14 protein-coding genes are annotated in these 18,336 nt (G+C 59.5%); 10 read left to right on the top strand and 4 right to left on the bottom strand.

Going from position 1 to position 18,336, the window contains the following annotated elements; genetic code table 11:
* Positions 1-67 precede the first annotated feature (67 nt).
* The 6 genes from C1713_RS01580 (at position 68) to C1713_RS01550 (ending at position 6,813) form a co-directional block, all read left to right on the top strand.
* Positions 68-1,615: a sodium:solute symporter family protein gene (locus tag C1713_RS01580; RefSeq protein ID WP_102492810.1), complete on the top strand. Its 1,548-nt coding sequence runs from the start codon at positions 68-70 to the stop codon at positions 1,613-1,615.
* 60 nt (positions 1,616-1,675) lie between these two features.
* On the top strand, positions 1,676-2,125 hold the full coding sequence (locus tag C1713_RS01575) for a NanQ anomerase/TabA/YiaL family protein (protein ID WP_102492809.1): 450 nt from the start codon (positions 1,676-1,678) through the stop codon (positions 2,123-2,125).
* An 18-nt stretch (positions 2,126-2,143) separates the two neighbouring features.
* Positions 2,144-3,043 (top strand): ROK family protein, encoded by a 900-nt coding sequence (locus C1713_RS01570; protein ID WP_102492808.1) that lies wholly within the window; start codon positions 2,144-2,146, stop codon positions 3,041-3,043.
* 237 nt (positions 3,044-3,280) lie between these two features.
* Positions 3,281-4,228 carry a cyclically-permuted mutarotase family protein gene (locus C1713_RS01560; protein ID WP_102492806.1) on the top strand — a complete coding sequence of 316 codons (948 nt, stop codon included), beginning with the start codon at positions 3,281-3,283 and terminating at the stop codon, positions 4,226-4,228.
* Positions 4,229-4,244: 16 nt separating this feature from the next.
* Positions 4,245-5,870, top strand: coding sequence for an FAD-binding protein (locus tag C1713_RS01555; protein ID WP_102492805.1), 1,626 nt, complete (start codon positions 4,245-4,247; stop codon positions 5,868-5,870).
* 100 nt (positions 5,871-5,970) lie between these two features.
* A complete protein-coding gene (locus C1713_RS01550; RefSeq protein WP_102492804.1) occupies positions 5,971-6,813 on the top strand; it encodes a MurR/RpiR family transcriptional regulator in 843 nt (280 codons plus the stop codon).
* Between the two features lie 57 nt (positions 6,814-6,870).
* Here C1713_RS01550 and C1713_RS12545 read toward each other — a convergent pair whose 3' ends face one another.
* On the bottom strand, positions 6,871-7,647 hold the full coding sequence (locus tag C1713_RS12545) for a CatB-related O-acetyltransferase (protein WP_276329528.1): 777 nt from the start codon (positions 7,645-7,647) through the stop codon (positions 6,871-6,873).
* Between the two features lie 545 nt (positions 7,648-8,192).
* Positions 8,193-10,640 (bottom strand): DNA gyrase subunit A, encoded by a 2,448-nt coding sequence (gyrA, locus tag C1713_RS01540; RefSeq protein WP_102492802.1) that lies wholly within the window; start codon positions 10,638-10,640, stop codon positions 8,193-8,195.
* Between the two features lie 403 nt (positions 10,641-11,043).
* Here gyrA and C1713_RS01535 point away from each other — a divergent pair, with 403 nt between their 5' ends.
* Together C1713_RS01535 and C1713_RS01530 are read left to right on the top strand one after the other, a co-directional pair.
* Complete coding sequence (locus C1713_RS01535) at positions 11,044-12,768, top strand: O-linked N-acetylglucosamine transferase, SPINDLY family protein (RefSeq protein ID WP_102492801.1); 1,725 nt, start codon at positions 11,044-11,046, stop codon at positions 12,766-12,768.
* 10 nt (positions 12,769-12,778) lie between these two features.
* Positions 12,779-13,585: a hypothetical protein gene (locus C1713_RS01530; RefSeq protein ID WP_102492800.1), complete on the top strand. Its 807-nt coding sequence runs from the start codon at positions 12,779-12,781 to the stop codon at positions 13,583-13,585.
* Between the two features lie 64 nt (positions 13,586-13,649).
* On the opposite strand, the gene C1713_RS01525 is transcribed toward C1713_RS01530, so the two are convergent.
* Together C1713_RS01525 and C1713_RS01520 are read right to left on the bottom strand one after the other, a co-directional pair.
* Positions 13,650-14,924, bottom strand: a complete 1,275-nt coding sequence (locus tag C1713_RS01525; protein WP_102492799.1) for an NAD(P)-dependent malic enzyme — start codon at positions 14,922-14,924, stop codon at positions 13,650-13,652.
* Positions 14,925-15,051: 127 nt separating this feature from the next.
* Positions 15,052-16,389 carry an LCP family protein gene (locus tag C1713_RS01520; protein WP_420852644.1) on the bottom strand — a complete coding sequence of 446 codons (1,338 nt, stop codon included), beginning with the start codon at positions 16,387-16,389 and terminating at the stop codon, positions 15,052-15,054.
* 349 nt (positions 16,390-16,738) lie between these two features.
* On the opposite strand from C1713_RS01520, the gene C1713_RS01515 reads away from it, so the two are divergent.
* Positions 16,739-17,242, top strand: a complete 504-nt coding sequence (locus tag C1713_RS01515) for a CYTH domain-containing protein (RefSeq protein WP_102492797.1) — start codon at positions 16,739-16,741, stop codon at positions 17,240-17,242.
* Between the two features lie 256 nt (positions 17,243-17,498).
* Positions 17,499-18,182 (top strand): MgtC/SapB family protein, encoded by a 684-nt coding sequence (locus tag C1713_RS01510; RefSeq protein ID WP_006690798.1) that lies wholly within the window; start codon positions 17,499-17,501, stop codon positions 18,180-18,182.
* Positions 18,183-18,336: the final 154 nt, after the last annotated feature.

The raw sequence follows: 18,336 nt of genomic DNA, 5'->3' as shown, positions 1-18,336 counted from the left end.
CTTCCCCGCACGTCGGGGGAGGGGCGCGCTGCTTCCCCCATTCACATCACAATAGGAGGAGATTTTCATGCATGAAGGATTTACCTGGATTGATACGGCAGTCCTCATCATCTACCTGCTCGGCGTCCTCCTGGCAGGTCTCTACTATTCAAAAAAGGAAATGAAGGGCAAGGAGTTCTTCAAGGGCGACGGCACCATCCCCTGGTACGTTACCTGCGTCTCCATCTTCGCGACGCTGCTCAGCCCGATTTCCTTCCTCGCCATCCCGGGCAACTCGTATCACGGCTCGTGGATCTTCTGGTGGGCGCAGCTCGGTATGCTGTTCGCCATCCCGCTGACGATCCGCTACTTCCTGCCGATCTACAGCCGCCTGGAGATCGATACGGCGTATCACTACCTTCAGAAGCGCTTTGAGAGCGGCAAACTCCGTATTCTCGGTGCGCTTATGTTCATCGTCTTTCAGCTCGGACGCATGTCCATCATCATGTATCTGCCGTCCGTTGCACTCGCGGAAGTTACGGGGATCGATGTCAACCTGCTGATCGTCGTCATGGGGGTCATCGCCATCATTTATTCCTACTCCGGCGGACTCAAGGCGGTGCTCTACACCGATTTTATCCAAGGAACGGTTTTGATTGTCGGCATCGCTCTCTCGCTCGTTGTCATGATCGGCAGCATCCACGGCGGCTGGGGAACGGTCTGGGATACACTCACCACAGGGCATAAGTTCCTGCTCGAAAACGAGGTCTGGTTCAGCCCCGATATCGTATCAAGCAGCGTCTTTATTACCTTTATCGGCGGCGGTCTCGTCACGTTCGCATCCTATGTATCCAGTCAGGACATCGTCCAGCGGTTCACCACGACGACCGACATGAACCAGCTGCGCAAGATGACACTCGGCAATGGAGTCATTTCCATCTTTGCCGCGACGGTGTTCTTCCTCGTCGGTACCGCACTCTTCGTGTTCTATCAGCAGAACCCCGGCCTTCTCATGACCGACCGGCGCGATCTCGTGCTGGCAGCGTACATCACATACGAGCTTCCTACGGGCCTGACAGGGATCCTGCTGGCCGCGCTCTTTGCCGCCGCGCAGTCCACGCTCTCCACGGGCATCAACTCCGTGGCGACAAGCTGGGTGCTCGATATCCAGTCCGTCCTTCATCCTGAGATGCCGATGAAAAAGCAGACGCGCATCGCGCAGTTCATCTCGCTCGGCATCGGTATCCTCTCCATCGTCGTTGCGATCATCATGGCAGGCAGCGACATCCGCTCGGCGTATCAGTGGTTCAACAGCTTCATCGGGCTTGCACTCGGTGCACTCGCAGGCGTCTTCGTTCTCGGTGCATTCAGCCGCCATGCCAATGCGGCAGGTGCTGTCGCAGGATTCCTCGTGTCGACGGCAGTGGTCATCTACCTGAAGTACTTCGTCCCCTCCGTTTCGTTCTGGTCGTATACCCTCATCACCATCGCTCTCACGCTTGGGGTCGGTACGATCGTCAGCCGCCTCACAGCACCCGGCTATACGGCACCTGCGGGTACGACGGTCTATGATACGCGCGGCGCGTCCCACTGCGATGGGCAGGAGGTTGCGGCAGTGTGTCACGTACATAAATAATTCGTTGCTATTCATTACGCCCGGCGCAGCTGCGTCGGGCATTTGTCAAAGGAGAGTTTTATGATCTACGGCAGCATCCATCATGAAGATACCTATTCCTTCCTCCCGCCGCGCATTCGGCAGGCACTCGACTTTGCCCGCACGCACGACCTCGGCGCGCTCCCCAAGGGGCGCAACGACATCGACGGCGAGGATGTCTATGTCAACATTGCGCACTATACGACGGGGGAGCGCAGCGAAAAGATCTGGGAGGCGCACCGCGCCTACATCGACATCCACGTCCTTGCTGAGGGGACGGAGAAGATCGACGTCAGCCTGATCGAGCGGATGGAGACACATCCCTACGAGGCGGACAAGGACTATGTGCCCGCCGATGGTGCCGTCACACAGACCACCATCATGCGGCCTGGGGATTTCCTCGTATGCTTCCCCGAGGATGTGCACCGCTCAGGGGTGAAGGTGGATGCACCGGCGCCGCTCAAAAAGGGGATCTTTAAGGTTCGCGTGTAATCTTGGGAGGAACAGACTTTGTATATCTGCATTGACATCGGTGGGACAGATATCAAATACGGCGTCATGGATGTGGCGGGCGAGTTCGCTGTGCATGGCACCCTCCCCACCGAGGCGAAGACGTATGGCGGTCTCGGCATCGTGCGCAAGGTCTCGGACCTCGTTCGTGAGACATGCGGGGTATACGATGTGCGTGGTGTCGCCATCTCTACGGCAGGGATGGTCGATCCCGCGACGGGGGAGATTGTCTATGCACTGGAGGAATCTATTCCACAGTATCGTGGGGTCAACTGGAAAGCCATCATGCGCGAGAATTTTGATCTCCCGGCCTCTGTCGAAAACGACGTCAACTGCGCCGCACTCGGTGAGCTGTGGAAGGGGGCAGGGCGCGGTGCATCCTCACTCTTTGCCATGACCGTTGGTACGAGTATTGGCGGCTGTCTCATCATGGATGGACGCGTTGTGCATGGCGTTTCGCGCAGTGCAGGTGAGATCGCCTATATGCGCGTGCCGGGCGGACGCCTCCATGAGCGCTGCTCGGCAGCGGAGCTCGTCGCCTCCGTCTGCCGCACAAAGGGGCTGCCTGCCGGCAGCATCGACGGGCACGCCGTCTTTGACCTCCTCGCCAAGGGCGATCATGCGGCGCAGGAGGAGGTGGCACTGCTCATTGACTCTCTTGCGGATGCCATCACGAACGTTGTCTGTGTCGTGAATCCGGAGCGCATCGTGCTCGGCGGCGGGATCATGGCGCAGGAGGCCGTGCTGTGGCCGCTCCTTGAGGCGGCACTGCGCGATCGCCTCCCACCCATCGTCTATGAGGCGACCACCATCGCATTCGCAGCCACACAGAATAACGCCGGCATGCTCGGCGCACTCTATCACTTCCTTCAGGAACAGGAATCAGCGATTCCTGGATAAGATGCCCCTAAGGAAGCACTGATAAATTCGGTACAACCATCTTGACGCATCTTTTTTGCCCGCACTTCGGCGGAAAATCCTCCACAGAGCACCACTCTGCGTCCGGTTTTCCACCTCGTTCGGACGAAAAAATCTGCGCCAATCTGGCAGACCTCATTTTATCAGTGATTCCCTAAAAGTCGGCGTCATCAAGCTGCTTTCGTGGGCAGATGATTGGCACACAAAGGAGAAAACAATATGAAACGCTCATTGCATTGCACTGCGCTCGCGGCACTCGTTGCACTTGCGCCGCTCTCTGCTGCGGCTGCTCCCGCCACCGTGGGAAGTCCTGCACTCGCATGGCAGTCGATGGGAACGCTCTCACCCGCAGAGGGGCGGACGGAGAATATCGGCGTTGCGGGTCTCGTACAAGGGACGTTCGGCGACTGCATCATCGTCGGCGGCGGCGCGAACTTCCCCGATGGTGGGCCGCTCACGGGCGGGGCAAAGGTGACCTATCCCGACGTCTACGTCCTGCGTGCCACGACAGCAGGGCTCACCGAGACGGATCACGCGCAGATGCCGTACCCCGTCGGCTACGGCGTATCTGTGACGACACCGGACGGCGTGCTCTACTTCGGCGGCAGTACGGACGAGACGGGGGCGCGTGCAGTGACACGCCTCACTGCGCCGAACGGGAAACTCCATACAGAGACGCTGCCCGCGCTGCCCTTTGCCCTCCAGAACGGTGTCGCCGCCTATGACAAGGGCACAGTGTACCTCGGCGGCGGCAAGCAGGACGGCACACTCAGCAAGAAGTTCTACACCTACGATGTCAAGACAGGGATGCTGTCATCTCTCCTCGACTTCCCCGGCGAGCCACGCGAGCAGTCCGTTGCGGAGTTCCTCGGCGGGCGGCTCTATGTATTCAGCGGCGGCGCGAACGTAGCGTACACGGACGGCTATGCCTACGATCCGAAGACACGCGCATGGACAGAGATCAAGGGGCCGAACGTGGACAGCACGCCCGTCTCGCTTCTCGGTGCGCGTTCTGTGCGGCTCAATGCGGATGAGATGCTGGTCGTCGGCGGCTTTAACCACGAGATCTACAACTGGGCCGTATCGAATCTAAGCACCCTGCAAGGCGAGGAAAAATACGCCGAACCGCGGAGGCGTGTCGTCCCTCTGACTGAACACCTGTCCTAATGAGGAGAAAACCCACATGATTGTTCCATCCCAAGACCACTGTGACGTGCTGGTGATCGGCGCGGGCATCGCCGGGATCTGTGCGGCGATTGCGGCGGCAAAAGAGGGCTGCGCCGTCGTGCTCACGAGCAGTACGGAGATCTTTTCCGGCTCCAGCTTTTTCCCGGGGACATGGGGACTGGGGCTGATCGGTCCTGTGGACGCGGCGGACGAGGACGACCTTGCCGCAAGCATTGCGCGGGTCGGAGCGGGGATGACGACACCCGCGCTCGTCAAAACCTTCGTACACAAGATCAATCCCTCGATCAACGCGCTGAAAGCATGCGGCATCCGGCTACGGACCGCAGAAAAATCCGATGAAAAAGAGTTTATCCCCTGTTTTGACCACAAGCGGCGAAATTGGAATGGTCTGGAAGCCGCCCGTATGCGTGCCGTCTTCCAAAAGGAGCTGTCGGAATACGGGGTGCGGCGCTGCCCCCATCATGAGGCATTGGAACTCGTTCAGCGCAGCGGACGCGTGTGCGGCGCAGTGTTCGCGGCGAAGAACCGCCTCCTCGCCATTCGCAGCAAGGCGGTCGTCCTCGCCACGGGCGGCTACAGCGGGCTGTTTCAGAACTGCCTCACGACCGCCGATGTCACAGGGACGGGGCACGCCTTGGCACTGCGGGCAGGGGCGCGGCTCATCAACATGGAGTTCATGCAGATGATGCCCGGCTTCCTCTCCCCTGCGCCAAAGACCGTATTCAATGAAAAGACCTTTCGTTTTGCCACCTTCCGCGACGCGGACGGAAACGACATCTTGGCGCATCTGCCGAACCGCGCCGCACTGCTGGCGCAGCGATCCACGCACGGGCCGTTTACCGCTGCGGGCGCGGATCGCGCGGTCGACTTCGCCATTGCGCGCGCGGAGAAAAGCGGCGGGGCGTATGTGAGCTATTCGGACGAGATGAAGCAAAATCCGCCCGAGTTTATCGCGACCTATTTCGACTGGCTGCACGAGAAAAAGGGGCTGACCCCGAACGATCCCGTGCGAATTGGGATGTACGCCCATGCAGCGAACGGCGGCATCGTGATCGACAGCGATGCCGCAACGGATGTCCCCGGCCTTTATGCCTGCGGCGAAGTGACCGGCGGGATGCACGGGGCGGATCGGATCGGCGGGCTGTCCAGTGCAAACGGGCTGGTGTTCGGAGAGATCGCGGGCAAATCCGCCGCTACAGAGACGGGCGGCACGATGGCTGCGGACGATGCGATCCTCCTGCGCGCGCACAGCATCCCCGATGCACACGCCATACGCAGCCGTCTCCGCAGCGTGATGACAGAGAACGCCATGATCGCACGCAGCGCGGATGGGCTGACGCGGGCGATTCGCTTCTGCACGGACGCACGGGAGGAAATGGAGCGTAATGCCCCCGCGACCACTGCAGCGGATGCCGCCGCAGTCCTCCGACTGTCCGCTCAGCTGCGGACAGCGACGGCAGTTCTGACAGCAGCTCTGCTCCGACGGGAAAGCAGGGGGGCACACTACCGCACGGATCACCCCGACACACTGAAATCGGAGGAAAAGAGGATCATCGTTACCGAAACGAACGGCGCGATCACGGCGCGGCACGAAAGTTCCGAAGAACGCACGCATGAATAATATGAGGGTCTACAGGAAAAACGCCGCTCTGCGTGGACGGCGTTTTCTTTTTCAAAAAAATCTGCTATGATGAAAGGCAAGAATTGCATGAGGTGATCCAATGAAGATACTCAGCCGCCTTGATGATCTGCCCTTTCGCGTCTCGAAGGGCGACCGCAAGATTATCGCTTGCATCCGTGCTCATCTCACGGAAATCCCGCGCATGACCATCCGTGAGATCGCCCATGCGAGCGGCACGGCAGAGGCGACCTGCACACGCTTCGTTCGAAAGATGGGCTTTGCGGGTCTCAGCGATTTCAAGGCAGCACTTGCTGCGGAGGGAGCAGAGCTGGGACGTTATCTCGATCGTGGGAATATCCGGAATGGGGAGACACCGCGTGAGACGGCGCGCAAGCTGCTCTCCGCGAACGTGATCGCCCTCGAAAAGACGCAGGACATCATTACGGATGAGACGATTGACCGCTGTGCCCGTCTTCTCATCGGCGCACAGCGGATCGCGTTCATCGGACTGGGCTATTCGGGGATCATTGCGCAGGACTCCTGTTTCAAGTTTCTGCGCATTGGCATGAACTGTATCGCGCCGCGCGATAATCACACGATGCGGATGATCGCCGCCATCATGGAGCCGGACGATGTCATTGTCGCCATTTCGCACTCGGGTGAGACGGCGGACATCCTTGCAACGGTCGATATCGCCCGCACACGCGGCCTGCGGGTCATCTCCCTGACGGAGCATCATCCCTCGCGGCTGCGCAGCGCCTCCGATGTGAGTCTTACCTACATCGCGGCGGAAACCCCTCTCGAGACGGGCTCCATCGCCTCCAAGACGGCGCAGTTCTTCCTCGTCGATCTTGTCTACACCGAGGTGCTGAAGATTCTCCCACCGAGCGCCATGGAAAAGCGCATCCGAACAACGGCAGCCGTGCGGGAGACAAAGGAGTAGAAACGGTCCATTCAGGCATAGAGAAGCTCCCCCTCCATTGTGGAGGCGGAGCTTTTGTTATTTCAGTGACGGGAAGAGGAGCGTACCCTGATCGAGGCCGTAACGGATCCGCACATTGGCGTCAGAGGCGTAGTCCACGGCAAGGGAGGAGATATGTTCACGTGTGGTGATGTAGTCGCTGGATGCGCGGAGGGCCGGGATGGAGAAGGGGAGGTCGCCGTCCCTTTCGTGCGTTAGAATGAGCGGTGCCTGTTCGCCGTGCTCGGCGATGGCATTCAGGATGATATTGAGGCAATCCCCGCATTGATCGTGTGGCGGGATCGCCATGATGAGTGCTGCCCGATCCTCTGCATGGTAGGTATTCAGAAAGGTATAAACGACGCGTGGCCACACTGCTGCGCTCGGTTCGATTTCAAAGTCCGGGATGAAGTAGGAGATGTGATAGTTCTTTTCACGCAGATCGTTGATGGTCTCCATGATTTCGTCTGGCTCCTCGATCGGTTGAGGAACATCGAATGCGTCAATGAATTGCTGTATATCTCCGTAGAGAAGGGGGGCTGCCTCCACGATCTGCTTTTCGGGCCAGTTCCACCACTTGATGCGCTGCAGTGCAGCGATGGTCTCCGCATCAAATCGATACTTGATGATACGTGCCGGATTGCCAACGACAATGGCGTATGGGGGGACGTCCTTTGCCACAACGGAACCCGCACCGATGATGGCGCCGTTGCCAACGCGGACACCATTCAGGATCATAGCAGCGCAGCCGATCCATACATCGCTGCCGATAACGACCTGATGATAATTGATTGGATCAGAATGCGGGTTTGTCACACCATCTGCTCCGGGAAGAGCGTTCGCGTCTAGGAGCTTGTGTTGGGGATACATTGTTGCACAACGGTAGTCGTGGTTGACTGCAATCTCGAAGAGGAGGCGATGGGAAAGAGTAGAGTATTTTCCTATGAGAATATGACAGGCAGGACTTCCTATTTCGACGGTTGCATAAACGATGTACGTTTTTTCTCCGGCGGTTACAATGGGGATATTGTTATCGATAAGTATTTTTCTTTTTTTAAATTTAAAATCCATTAAATTGATGTTCATTTTCTCTTCTCCCCAACCAACAGCGCAGCGCTCATTCTCATCATACCATAATTTCTTTTATTCGCCTAGGAAAATACAGATAAAACGTCATTTGCACAGCGCATGGTCTGACGGAGGAACGTCTCCATCGTGCGGCGCATATCGCATGGGCGACGGGCGGGCGGCTCGTGCCGGCAGAGGTTTGGGAGGATTATTTAGAGACGTATCGGTGATTCTGCAAAAAAAGCATCGCTTTCTGTGAAAAGAAGCGATGCTTTTTGATATGTAGTTTTTACTCACTCACCTGCGCTGTCGACGATGCGGTTCATGGTTGCCATGGAGGCAACGCGGTCGCTTTCGGCGATGGTCATGAGTTTGACGCCCTGGGTGTTGCGGCTGATGAGGGAGATCTCGTCGACGCTGGTGCGGATGACGATTCCCTCGGTGGTGATGAGCATGAGTTCTTGGTTCTCACGCACGACGCGGATGCCGACGACGGGGCCGGTTTTTTCGGTGACCTTCATGTTGATGAGTCCCTTGCCGCCGCGCGTCTGGGTGCGATACTCGGAGGCGGTAGTGCGCTTGCCGTAGCCGCCCTCGGTGACGGTGAGCACCTCGGAGTCGCTGCGCAGGACGTCCATGGCAACAACCTCATCGCCGTCGGCGAGGGTGATGCCGCGCACGCCGCGCGCAACGCGCCCCATGGAGCGTACGCCGTCCTCGGGGAAGGTGATCGCCTTGCCGCCGCGCGTGCCGAGCATGATGCGGTTCTCACCGTCGGTGAATTTGACGCCGATGAGTTCGTCGTCCTCGTCGAGGTTGACCGCCCTCAGGCCGTTCTTGCGGATGTTGCCAAACTCGGAGAGCGGTGTTTTCTTGACGACGCCGTGCTTGGTGCCGAGGAAGAGGTAGCGGTCGGCGCGGAATTCCTTGACCTGGATGACGGCGGTGATGCGCTCGTCATTCTCGACGGCGAGGAGGTTGATGATCGCCGTGCCCTTCGCCTGCCGTCCGCTTTCGGGGATTTCATAGGATTTCAGCACGAAGGCACGCCCGCGGTTCGTAAAGAAGAGGATATCGTGATGCGTGGTGGTGATGAGGAGGTCGCTGACGATGTCGGTTTCCTTGGTCCCCATGCCGCGCACGCCGACGCCGCCGCGCCGCTGGCGGCGGTAGGTATCGAGCGGGATACGCTTGATGTAATTGTTCAGGGTGAGGGTGACGACGACGTCCTCCTCGGCGATGAGATCTTTGATGTCCATCTCACTCGCATCAAAGGTGATTTCTGTGCGGCGTTTGTCGCCGTATTTGTCACGTACTTCGATGAGCTCGTTTTTGATGATGGCAAGTACCTTCATGCGGTCGGCGAGGATGCCCTTGAGCTCCTCGATCAGCTTCAGCACCTCTTGGTACTCCTCTTCGATTTTCTCGCGCTCGAGGCCAGTGAGGCGCTGGAGGCGGAGGTCGAGGATGGCTTGTGCCTGTTTCTCGGTGAGCTTGAATCCGTCCATGAGTGCCGTGCGTGCGATGTCTGCCGTGCGGCTTTCACGTATCGTTGTAATGACAGCGTCCAGATGGTCGAGTGCTATTGTCAGTCCTTCGAGAATGTGGGCGCGAGCCTCTGCCTTCGTCAGTTCGTACTGTGTGCGCCGCGTGATGACGGTTTCCTGATGGTCGATGTAGTGCTCAAGGACGTGCTTGAGGTTCATGATGACGGGCTGTCCGTCGACGAGCGCGAGCATGATGACGCCGAAGCTGTCCTGCAGCTGGGTGTGTTTGTAGAGCTGGTTGAGGATGACGTTCGGCGCGCTGTCACGGCGCAGTTCGATGACGATGCGCATGCCGCTGCGGTCGGATTCGTCGCGCAGGTCGGTGACGCCGTCGATCTGTTTGTCGCGGACGAGTTCGGCGATTTTCTCGATGAGGCGTGCCTTGTTGACCTGATACGGTAGCTCGGTGACGATGATGCGCGGTTTGCCATTGCTCATCGTTTCGATGTGGGCGCGTGCGCGCATTTTGATGACGCCGCGTCCGGTGGTGTATGCCTTGCGGATTTCCTCGGTGCCGAGGATGAGTCCCGCGGTCGGGAAGTCGGGTCCCTTGATGACGCCCATGAGTTCGTCGATGGTGGTGTCGGGGTTGTCGATGAGCATTAGGGTGCCGTTGATGACCTCGACCATGTTGTGCGGCGGGATGTTGGTCGCCATGCCGACGGCGATGCCCGCGGTGCCGTTGACGAGGAGCTGCGGGAATTTCGCGGGGAGGACGGTCGGTTCTTTCTCCGAGCCGTCGTAGTTGTCCGTAAAGTCGACGGTTTCCTTGTCGATGTCGCGCAGCATGAGCTCGGCGATTTTCGACATGCGCACTTCGGTGTAGCGCATGGCGGCGGCAGAGTCGCCGTCGACGGAGCCGAAGTTGCCGTGGCCGTCCGCGAGCATGTAGCGCATGGAGAAGTCCTGCGCCATGCGGACAATGGCGTCGTAGACGGAGCTGTCGCCGTGCGGGTGATATTTACCGAGCACTTCACCGACGATGCGCGCTGATTTTTTGTACGGCTTGCTGCTGGTCATGCCAGAGCCCTGCATCGCATAGAGGATGCGGCGGTGTACGGGTTTTAGGCCGTCGCGTACGTCAGGAAGGGCGCGCGCGACGATGACGCTCATCGCATAGTCGATGTAGGAGTTTTTCATCTCGTGTTCGAGGTTGACGGGGACGATGCGCCCCTGTCCAAAGTCCAGATCCAAAATGTCACCTCTCCGTGTTCGTTTCATAAAAATACATACTAAGTATAGCATTTTCGCGGGGAAAAGTCTATGTTTGGGGGCGTGGGGTAACACCGTATTGCACAAGGCGGAGATATTCTCCGTGCGCGCTCCACGCGAACACCTCGTTGCGCAAGTGATCGTATGCTTATTCGCCTAAATACCGACGCACTTCTTAAACGCGCTTCGCTTGGACGAAAGAAGTGCGCCGGGGGCGAAACGCATACTTTACTCACTTGCTTCACTAAGGTTCGCTTAGGAGCTGCGCACCGCATCGTCTCACGATATTTTGTCAAAAGTCAGGGGCTCTTTGCTGAGAGAGGGGAGAAAAGGGATTCTTCTTCCTCCCGTCGAATAGAGGTTATATTGCGAAAGGCGGGATGGTATGGACGATGTGCAGGCACTGCGGCAGGAGATTCTCCTGCGTGCCAATGATCTCTATGAAAAGAGGGAGTATGCGCGTGCGGCGGAGGTCGCGCAGGAGCTGCTGACGGTTCTGCCCGAGGATGCGGAGATGCGCTATATTCTAGCCGCCGCGCTGACGCAGACGGGGGCGTACGATGCGGCGCGGGCGGAGGTCGCACGCATCCGCGCCGTGTGTCCCGATCATGCGGGCGCCGCGCGGCAGGAGGTCTATATCGACCGCGCGGAGGGGAGGCTCGCGACGGAGATCGCACATCTGCGCGCGCTGATCGATATGCTGAAACGGCGCATGGCAGAGGAGGAGGAGCGCCGTGCGCACGATGCGGTGTTTCTTGCGAGTGCGTACAGTCTCCTCGGTTCGGCACTGACGGAGGCGGGGGAGGCACAGGAGGCGGTCGCGGCGTTTCTCGCGTCCGCACAGCTGGAGACGGAGCGCGCACAGCGGGCGGTGGAGTACAGCAACGCGCTCTTTGCCGTGAACTATCTTCCAACCCATCTGCGCCCCGCCTATGCAGGGCTTGCGCGCGTCTATGATCCGCTCTTTGCCGATGTCCTGCCGCGGGCGGGGGCGGCGGACGCCGTGCGCGGGCATGCGCGCATCCGCATCGGCTATATATCGCCCGATCTCTGCGTGCATCCCGTCGGGCGGCTCGTGCGTCCGCTCCTCACGCAGTATGACCGCACTCAATTTGCCGTCCATTGCTACGCGCGCTGCGCAGAGGATGCGCTCTCCGAGACGTTTCGTGCCGCTGTGGATGTGTGGCATAATATTCGCGCGCTCTCTGCGGCAGAGGCGGCGGCGCTCATCCGCCGTGACGAGGTGGATATTCTCGTCGATCTTGCGGGGCATACGAAGGGAAATTCTCTGCCCGTTCTCGCGTTCCGCCCAGCGCCCGTGCAGGTGACGGGGATCGGCTACTTTAACACGACGGGGCTCTCTGCGGTGGATTATGTGCTCTCGGATGTGTATGTCGATCCGCCGGGGGCGGGAGATGATGCGATGACGGAGGAGATCCTCCGCCTGCCGCACAGTCATTTCTGCTGTACGCTGCCCGATGATCTGCCCCCTGTCATGCCTCCGCCGATGGAGCAGAGGGGACACGTGACGTTCGGTTCATTTAATAATTTCAATAAGGTGACGGATGAGGTGCTGTACCTCTGGCGGCAAGTGCTGGATGCGGTGCCGGGGGCGCGTCTCCTGGTCAAGGGCAAGATTTTTGATCATGCGGAGGGTCGCACGATAGTCGCGGAGCGTCTCGTGCGCTGTGGAATTCCCGCCGTGCGTGTTGAGATGCGCGGGTTCAGCCGCGGTTATCTGGCAGAGTACGGGGATGTGGATATCGCACTCGATCCGTTTCCCTATACGGGCGGCATTACGACCTGTGAGGCGCTCTCGATGGGCGTACCCGTGGTGACGCTCGCAGGGGAGAGTCACGGCGCACGGTTCGGTGCGAGCCTCCTCACGAATGCACATCTCCCCGAGCTCATCGCGCAGACGCCGGCGGACTATGTGCGGATCGCGGCGGGGCTTGCCTCCGATCCTGCCACCCTGCGTGCTCTGCGGATGAATCTGCGCACGATGCTGCGGCACGCACCGCTGACGGATGCCGCAGGCTATGTGCATGATGTGGAGGACGCATATCGATCGATCTGGGCGAGATTTGTGCGTACGGCGGACGGTACGTGAGAGGTGTGATATGAAGCGTCGTTTCTGTCTTTCGGTGCTCGCTCTGTTCTGCTCCGTGCTGTCGGGCTGCGATTTTTTCGTCACGGAAAACAGCGATCCCTATACGGCGGATGAGGTCGCCGCGATGGTGAATGGAAAATTTCATGCCTATGGGGCGCAGGTCGTGCCGGAGGGAGTGCAGACGCTGCGGGAAAAGCCGTTTCAGAGGAATCGTTATGCGCTCTATGATGCGGGGAACGGGATCCGCTTTACCGCTGCGGCGGAGATTCGGCGTGCACAGTTCCCCTATCCCTTCCTTTACCGCGATACGGATGTCGCTGCGGCGTATGCGGAAGGCTATTTCGCCCATCTCTATCCCGCGGTGAATGCTGCCGCGGCTGACGTTCATCTCACGGCGGCGTCCCCCGAGGAGGCGGCAACGCTGCACGAGAGTCATGTGATGCACGAGGGAGAGCCGCTTTTTGATCAGGGCGATTTTATCTTTCTCCATGAGGCACGCGGAGCGGATGCTGTGGATCTGTGCCGTGCGCTGCACGCGCTCTATCGCCCGCAGGGCGACGATACACTCCTCACGGAGGCACATGGGCGCAGGATAACATTCTGCTGTTTGCCGGAGGGCACGGAGGAGCAGGCGCGCGCGGTGCCGATCATGACGTTCTATCTGCGGGCGGGAGAGGACTGGGCGCAGACGCTGCAGGCAAACCCGGGGCACTCGTCGGGGGAGAAGGATGCCGCACTCCTGGAGGAGCGGCTGGCGCAGTATTTTGAGGTGCGGCTGAAGGCGGCGAAGGCGTACGTGAGAGAACATCGGAAATAAAATAGGGGACTGCTGTACGAAGTTTGCAGCTTCGTGCAGCAGTCCCTTTCGTTTTCTATATTACTCAGCTGACGGTGTGCCCGAGCAGTTCGCGCGTGTGGGCGGCAACGGCGGACGGGGTGATGTCAGTGCGGCGTGCGACGCCCGTGTTGAGTGCCGCCTCAGCGACGACGCCCGTGTTGAGTGCCGCCTCAGCGACAGCCGCGGCGACGGTCGGTGCGACGCGCGGGTCGAGCGGGCTCGCGATGATGTTGGTCTCGTTCAGCTCGGACTCGTGGATGAGGGAGGCAATCGCGCCGGCGGCGGCAATTTTCATCTCCTCGTTGATTTCCTTTGCGCGTACGTCCAGCGCACCGCGGAAGATGCCCGGGAAGGCGAGCAGGTTGTTGACCTGGTTCGGGAAGTCGGAGCGTCCCGTGCAGACGATGCGTGCGCCTGCCGCCTTTGCCTCGTCGGGCAGAATCTCGGGGACGGGGTTCGCCATCGCCATGACGACGGGGTCCTTGCTCATGCTCTTGATCATCTCGGGCGTGAGGCTGCCGGGCGCGGAGACGCCGATGAAGATGTCCTTGCCCTTGATGACCTCGGCGAGGGTGCCCTGCTCCTTCTGATGGTTGGAGACTTTGGCGATGCTCTCCTTGTACGGGTTCATGTTCTTTTCGCGTCCCTCGTAGATCGCGCCCGTCGTGTCGCAGAGGACGACGGTCTTGATGCCGTAGGCAAAGAGGAGGCGGGCAATCGCCTGTCCTGCCGCACCCGCGCCGTTGATGACGATGTTTGCCGTCTTGAGGTCACGCCCGAGGTACTTGTATGCGTTGAGGAGGGCGGAGACGACGACGATCGCCGTGCCGTGCTGGTCGTCGTGGAAAACGGGGATGTCGAGGGTCTTTTTGAGCTCGTTCTCGATGTCAAAGCACTGCGGTGCCTTGATGTCCTCGAGGTTGATGCCGCCGTAGGTCGGTGCGATGAGCTGGCAGACCTTGACGACGTCCTCGACCTTTTCGCTGTTCACGCAGACGGGGACGGAGTCGACGCCCGCAAAGCCCTTAAAGAGGATCGCCTTGCCCTCCATGACGGGGAGGCCTGCGCCTGCGCCGATGTTGCCGAGACCGAGGACGGCGGTGCCGTTCGTGACGACGGCGACCATGTTGCCCTTGCTCGTGTAGTCGTAGATCTTCTCGGGTTCTGCCTTGATCGCGAGGCACGGTGCGGCGACGCCGGGCGTGTAGGCGCGGCTGAGGTCGTCGCGGGTCTTCAGCGGGACGGTCGGTGTGACGCCGAGCTTGCCGTGATGGCTCTTATGAAGGTCGAGTGATTCTGCATCAAATTTGCTTCCCATAGTGCATTTTCCTTTCCTTGGGGATGTCCTCTCTATATGTCCTCTGCCGCCGTTTCTAGGGTGCCCCTTCCCCATCGGGGAGGCAAGAGGGCGTTATGCTTTGTGATTGGATCGGTGCAGCGATTTCTTAGTTTTCCTTGCCGGGGCTGCCGCCGCTGCGCTGCGGTGCTGCGGTGTCGCCGCCGCTGTCGGCACTGCTGCTCTGGCGCGTGCTCGCGTGGCGGCTGTTGCTCCCGTTTCCACTTCCAGTGTCGGTGTCGGCCGATTTTTTCGGTGGGGATGTGTCGGTGCTCTGGGATTTGCTCCCCTTGTCGCTGTTCTTTCGCTCGGTGGATTTGCGCTCGGTCTTGCTGCTGTCCTCGGAGGAGGAGTGTTTGCGGCTCCGTGTGTCGAGTGCCTCGTCTCCGCTGACGCGGCGGCCGATGCTGTTGTCCCCCTCGGGCACCTCGGTGGCGCCGGCGGGGATGGAGTTCTCGTAGTCGCGGATGGCGCGCTCCATGCGGCTGCGCTCGTTCGCGTTCAGGCTGAGGCCGAGGGTGTTGACCATGTTGCGGCGCAGCTGCTCCATGTCGGGGATCCAGTAGCTGATGCCCTCGATGTAGAGCGGGCGTCCCGGCACCATGTCGGTGCGCAGGCCCTTTGCCTGTGCCTGTTTCAGTGTGCCGATGAACTCCAGCATCTGGCGGACGCTGAGGTCGGTCTTGACGCTGTCGATGACGCTCGAGATGATGCCCGGCAGGCGCGGCAGGATGGCGGGGGTGGTTACAGCGTCAACGCACGCGCGCATGAATTTCTGCTGGCGTTTGACGCGGCCGATGTCGCCCTCCTCGTCGCGGTAGCGGACGTAGGTGACGGCGGTCTTGCCGTCCATGTGCTGGCGTCCCGGGCGCAGGTCGATGACGAGGCCGCCGTCGTCGTCCCACGGATCCTCGTAGTACATGCGCTTTTCGACATCGATGTCGATGCCGCCGATGGCGTCGATGATCTTTTGGAAGGCGTGGGTGTTGATGATGACGTAGTGATCCATGCGGATGCCGAGGAAGTCCTCGACGGTGCGCTGGGTGAGTTTTTCGCCGCCGTAGGCGTATGCCGCGTTGATTTTGTCGTAGCCGTTTTTCGGGATGGCGACGCGCGTGTCACGCGGGATGGAGAGGAGCGAGGCCTCGTTCTTCTGCGGGTCGATGGTCGCGACCATGAGGGTGTCGCTGCGTCCGACGTCGTCGGAGCGCTCATCGACGCCCATGATCATGATGGTTGCCTTGTCCTTGGCGGTGAGCAGCTCGTCCTTCGGCGTCTCCTTGGCGCGGTCGAGCAGGCTGCTCTGGGCAAAGAAGACGCCCGCGAGCGCCGCGAGGACGAAGATGAGGATCGTGCCGAGCACGATGTAGGGCCATCGTTTCTTTTTCGCCGTTGGTCTCTTCGGTGGTAGTGTCGTCAATGCAGAATCTGTCCTTTCCTCCCCCATCGCAGGAGGGCGCGTGTATTCCGCGCCGTGCGGTTGCGCTTCGCGTGCGTGTGGATTATACTGTAGAAATCACAGGGATGGTACATATCTACTCAGTATCACATAATATATAGCAAACGCGGCGAATATGCAAGGGATTGTTCCTTGGAAAATGGCGGAAATCTGCTGTTTTTGCTGGCGCTAGGCGGCAGGATGGGGCTGTATTCATTGTTCCATTCGGTTTAATCGCAAAAAACATGCAGCCTGCGCTACTTTTTCCATGGTCGGATGAAATGCCGATTCGTGCCGAGAAAATTATTTTGCCGCATCATTTTTGAAAGAAAACCTACTATAATGTAGGAGGGAAAATATGGGCGTTGAGATCGAGCGCAAGTTTACGGTGCGGGCGGACTTCTGCCCACAGGGTGCGGGGACGGAGATGGCGCAGGGCTATCTCTCGCGCGATCCGCAGCGGACGGTGCGCGTGCGTCTCGCCGGCGGGCGCGGCTATCTGACGGTCAAGGGGGAGACGCGCGGGATGGTGCGCGCGGAGTATGAGTATGAGATCCCCCCGACGGATGCGCGGGCGATGCTCGCGCTCTGCGATCCGCCGCTCGTGGAGAAGACGCGCTATGTCGTGGATGTCGCAGGGCGCCGATGGGAGGTCGATGTCTTTCATGGGGCGAACGATGGTCTCGTCGTCGCCGAGGTGGAGCTGCCGTCGGAGACGGCGGAGGTCACGCTGCCTGCGTGGGTGAAGCGCGAGGTGACGGGGGAAAAACGCTACTACAATTCGTCACTGATTGTGCACCCTTATCACTCTTGGACGGCGGAGGAGAAGTCCGGATATCCACGTGTCCCTGTGGACAAGTAGCTCCGATTCTGCTACAAAATATGGAAAATGTCAGCCGATCAACTCCCATATATGGGGTTATCCACTAATTTATCCACGTTATCCACAGAAATCGGAGGATCGTTCGTAAAAATTATGCACATTGTGTAAAGATGTGTGGATAAAGGCAGTTGGGGGGCTTTTGAACAATTTTATCCACAGAGTTTTACACAGTTGGGGATAACTTATGGAAAAGGTCGTATACGATATATTCTGTTTATTTTAGGAGGAAGTTTTGATGGCGGAGTGGGAGGTATGTCTGCGGCTCGTGCTTTCGTGTGTGATGGGCGGGATCATCGGCTATGAGCGGCAGATGCGGAACAAGTCGGCGGGGCTGCGGACGAATATGCTCGTGGCGCTCGGCTCATGTCTTATCATGATTATGTCGCAGGCGATCTATGACAATGTGGAGGGCAAGACGAATGCCGACCCCGCGCGTCTCGCGGCGCAGGTGGTCTCAGGTATCGGTTTTCTCGGTGCGGGCGCGATCATGAAGGAGGGGCTGACGGTCACAGGACTGACGACGGCGGCGACGCTCTGGGTGGTCGCGGGGGTCGGGCTTGCGGTCGGCGCGGGGTTTTACCTCGGCGCGAGCGTGACGACCGCGATTGTGTTCCTCATCCTCGGGAATCTCTCGCGGCTCGATGCATGGGTCGATCATGAACGCCTGCTCTCCCTCTCCATCCACACGATTGATCGGCCCGGGCAGATCATGCGCGTCAGTGCCTGCATTGAGGATCTCCATCTGCGCTCACGCGGGATGAAGGTCAGGACGGACGAGGACGAGGCGGAGACAGAGACGGGCGGAGAGCGGCGCATCTACCTGACCTTTGAGGTCTACAACCGTGAGAACATCAAGCCGTCCTTCATCGCCGATGCCCTGCGGCAGGTGGACGGCGTGCTGCGCGTCGATGTGGTGTGAGCTTCGTGCTTGACGAAATTGGCGGATTGAAGTAAAATAGACATAGAAAAGGGCACTGCCGCTCAGCGGTTGCCCCCTTATACATGCGAGATACCCCGCCTGTTGTTTGGAGACGCAAGGCGGGGCTTTCTCATTTATCGTTTAACGGATAAAA

It is taken from the genome of Centipeda felix, from assembly GCF_900186465.1.
Classification (GTDB): domain Bacteria; phylum Bacillota; class Negativicutes; order Selenomonadales; family Selenomonadaceae; genus Centipeda; species Centipeda felix.
The sequence above is the reverse complement of the archived record's forward strand: the minus strand, read 5'-3'. Positions and strand labels throughout refer to the sequence as shown.